Raw genomic sequence first — 2,852 nt, 5'->3', positions numbered from 1 at the left:
GGGCCGCCACCACCGACTCCGCCGACGACGCGGCGCTACTGCACCGGGTCCTGCAGGCCGAGGGTGCCCGCCGCTGGCAGATCGAACTGACGGAGGCTCCGCTGCTGGGCGCCGTGCACGAGTTCAGAGCGGAGAGCTGAGGGCGTCCGGACTCAGCTCTCGACCCGGTCGCCGAGGCGCTGGCGGATCCCGCGGGCGATCCCCTCCGCGGTCAACCCGGCGTCGGCGAGGATCTCACCGCGGGAGGCGTGGTCGAGGAACTCCTGGGGTATCCCCAGGGCGAGTCGGTCCACCCTGACCCCGGCGCGCTCCAGACTCGCGGAGACCGCCGACCCGACGCCACCGTGGAGCCCGTTGTCCTCGACGGTCACCACGAGCTGTCGACCCCGGGCGGAGTCGACGACCGAGTGCGGGACCGGATAGACCCATCGTGGATCGACCACGTCGACAGCGACACCGGCGGTCTCGAGTTCCCGGGCCGCGGCCAGCGACGGCGCGACCATCGACCCGACGGCGACGACGAGGACGTCGGCGTCGCCGGACCCGTGCACCCGGTCGACGCCGTCGGTACTGGTCTCCAGTGCCGGGACGGGTTCACCGACCGAACCCTTGGGAAAGCGCACGACGGTCGGCCCGTCGGTCACCTCGACGGCCTCCCGGAGCTCCGCGCGCAGGGTCTCGGCGTCGCGCGGTGCGGCCACCCGAACCCCGGGGACGATCCCCGTCAACGACAGGTCCCACATCCCGTTGTGACTGGCGCCGTCGGGGCCGGTCACCCCGGAGCGGTCGAGCACCAGGGTGACCGGCTGCCCGAGGAGCGCGACGTCCATGAGCAGCTGGTCGAACGCACGGTTGAGGAAGGTCGAGTACACGGCCACCACCGGGTGCATCCCCCCGAGCGCCAGTCCGGCGGCCGAGGCCACGGCGTGCTGCTCGGCGATGCCCACGTCGAACATCCGGTCCGGGAAACGTTCACCGAACGCCGTCAGTCCGGTCGGCCCGGCCATGGCCGCGGTGATGGCCACGACGTCGTCCCGTTCGGCACCGATCTCGCACAGTTCGGCGGAGAAGACCGACGTCCAGTCGACCGCGGACGACTCCGAGAGCGGTCGGCCGGTGTCGGGGTCGATGACCCCGGTCGCGTGCATGAGGTCGGCGACGTTGTTCTCCGCGTGGACGTACCCCATGCCCTTGCGTGTGACCACGTGGACCACCACCGGGCCGCCGAAGTCCTTGGCCAGCCGCAGCGCGGCCTCGGTGGCGGCCAGGTTGTGTCCGTCCACCGGCCCCATGTACTTCAGTCCCAGGTCGGCGAACAGCTCCTGCGGCGACACCACGTCCTTCAGGCCTGTCTTGATCCCGTGCAGGATCGAGTACACGGCCTTGCCGACGACGTCCTTGCGCGCGCCCAGGGTGCGCTTGGTGTGGTCCATCGCCTTCTCGTAGGCGGGCTGTAGCCTCAGGACCCCGAGTCGTTCGGCCAGGCCTCCGATCGTGGGGGAATACGATCGTCCGTTGTCGTTGACGACGATCACCATGGGCCGGTCTTTGCCGGCCGCGATGTTGTTGAGCGCCTCCCAGGCCATCCCGCCGGTCATCGCGCCGTCGCCGATCACGGCCACGACGGTGCGGTCGGTCTCCCCGCGCAGGGAGTACGCCTTGGCGAGACCGTCGGCGTAGGACAGCGACGAGGTGGCGTGCGAGGACTCGACGACGTCGTGGTCGCTCTCCGCGCGGCACGGGTATCCCGACAATCCGCCGCGGGTACGGAGCCCGTCGAACTGCTCACGACGACCGGTGACGATCTTGTGGACGTACGACTGGTGTCCGGTGTCGAAGACGATGGGGTCCCGGGGGGAGTCGAAGACCCGGTGCAGGGCGATGGTCAACTCCACCACACCGAGATTGGGGCCGAGGTGCCCGCCGGTGGCGGAGACCTTTCTGATGAGGAACTCCCGGATCTCGCCGCAGAGCCGGACCAGCTCGTCGGGTCCGAGTGCACGGAGGTCGGAGGGGCCGTTCACCTGATCGAGCACACTCATTGCCGTCGACTGCCCCTTCCCTGGCCGCACCCCTCAGGGTCGAACCAACAGTCTACGGGCAATCGGCGCGAGACCCCGCCGGCGCCTCGGCCGGTCGAGGTGCGCCACAGGGTCGGGTCAGCGCGCGCGGGGGGAATCGAGGACGGCGAGACCCTCCACGTGGTGCGTCGCGGGGAACGCGGCCACCCCCCGCAGGTCCGTCAGCGTCCAGCCGGCCGTCACCAGGACCCCGACGTCGCGGGCCAGACTCGCCGGGTCGCACCCCACGTGGATGATCCGCGACGCCGTTCCGCCCGCGAGCGCGGTCATCACGTCGATCCCCGCACCACCCCTCGGCGGGTCCAGGATCACGAGATCGGGCTCACCGTTCCGGTCGGTCCCACCGACCGTCCGGTCGAGGAACGTCTCGACCCGCGCAGCCACCGGGACGACCCCCGGGCCGACGTCGAGGGCGGTCCCCACCGCGTCGAGAGACGGACGTGCGGATTCGACGATGGTCAGCTGCGCGCGAGGGGCGACGTCGAGCACCGCCGCGGAGAACAGGCCCGCCCCCCCGTAGAGATCCCAGACCACCGGCTCCGCCGGTAACCCCGCGGTGGCGGACACCGCGCGGCGGACGAGATCGGAGTAGTGCACGGCAGCGGATCTGTGCGACTGCCAGAATGCGTCGACCGGCAGCCGCCAGGTGTGCTCGCCGACCCGTCGGGTGACGGTGGGGGGACCCATCACGGGCTCCCATGCCCCGGCGCGGGAGGACCGGGCCCGCGCCCGGGTCGCCGCACCCCTCCGGGACCCGCGATCGCGCCCCCG

2 protein-coding genes are annotated in these 2,852 nt (G+C 71.6%); both read right to left on the bottom strand.

Annotated features, from left to right (window positions below; genetic code table 11):
- Window positions 1-152 precede the first annotated feature (152 nt).
- Window positions 153-2,042 (bottom strand): 1-deoxy-D-xylulose-5-phosphate synthase, encoded by a 1,890-nt coding sequence (gene dxs, locus G6021_RS14805; RefSeq protein WP_182641609.1) that lies wholly within the window; start codon window positions 2,040-2,042, stop codon window positions 153-155.
- Between the two features lie 117 nt (window positions 2,043-2,159).
- Complete coding sequence (locus G6021_RS14800; protein ID WP_182610765.1) at window positions 2,160-2,768, bottom strand: hypothetical protein; 609 nt, start codon at window positions 2,766-2,768, stop codon at window positions 2,160-2,162.
- Window positions 2,769-2,852 lie beyond the last annotated feature (84 nt).

Source organism: Dietzia sp. CW19 (assembly GCF_014145265.1).
Classification (GTDB): domain Bacteria; phylum Actinomycetota; class Actinomycetes; order Mycobacteriales; family Mycobacteriaceae; genus Dietzia; species Dietzia natronolimnaea.
The sequence above is the reverse complement of the archived record's forward strand: the minus strand, read 5'-3'. Positions and strand labels throughout refer to the sequence as shown.